The sequence below is a fragment of the Peptoniphilus sp. DNF00840 genome (assembly GCF_001553125.1).
Lineage (GTDB): Bacteria > Bacillota > Clostridia > Tissierellales > Peptoniphilaceae > Peptoniphilus_A > Peptoniphilus_A vaginalis.
This window is the reverse complement of record NZ_KQ960226.1, coordinates 1-792: the sequence shown is the minus strand read 5'-3', so window position 1 is coordinate 792 and position 792 is coordinate 1. Positions and strand designations below refer to the sequence as shown.

Here is a 792-nt window from a genome sequence, read left to right as displayed (position 1 = left end):
CAAATTGTCTTTCTACTGTTTCTTTTCTTCTTTTATATTCTTCTTTTCCTTTTTTGGTGTACCTATATTCTTCTGTTTTGTCTAGGTATTTCTGCCAAAGGTGTCTTGTAACTACTTTTTGATGGTTTTTACTCTGTGTACATCTTTTGAGATTAGGGCATTTTTTACATATTTCTTTATTGCTTTTGTATTCTCTATATCCTTCTCTATTTGTTGTTGTGTATTCTAGTATTTGATTTTCTGGGCATAGGTAACAGTCGTAGTATTCATCATATATGAATTCTCTTTTGTAGTAGGGGTTTTCTATTTTTGGTTTTCTTTTTGGTGCTGTGTAAGGGAATACTGGTTGTATTCCGTCTTCTAGTAGTTTTTTTGCTATGGCTGGTGTTTTATATCCTGCATCCATGACTATTTTTTCTGGTTTTAATTTTTTTAGTTTTTCTTCATAAAAGGGTAGTAGGGTTGTACTGTCATGGAGATTTCCTGGAAATGTTTTGTGACCTAATATCCAACCGTTTTTGTCTACTGATGTTTCTACACAGTAGGCGAATACTTCTTTGTGTTCTCCTTTATGGAAAAGTCCACTTTCTGGGTCTGTTGTTGAGACTGTTATTTCTTTTGTTTCTTCTTTTTCATTTTTTTCTTTTAATGGCTTTTTTTCATGTTCTTTTCTGTCTTCTTCGATTTCTTTGTCTAATTCTTCTTGATATGCTTTTGTTACTTTTTTAATTTCTTCTTTTTTGTTTTTATGTCTATTGGCATGGGCTTTTACATGTGTTGAGTCTACGAATT

At 31.7% G+C, this 792-nt stretch carries 1 protein-coding gene; it reads right to left on the bottom strand.

The annotated features are described in order from the left end of the window. Positions 1 to 792: transposase (locus tag HMPREF1864_RS05800; protein WP_156435955.1), on the bottom strand; the 792-nt coding region annotated here is incomplete at both ends.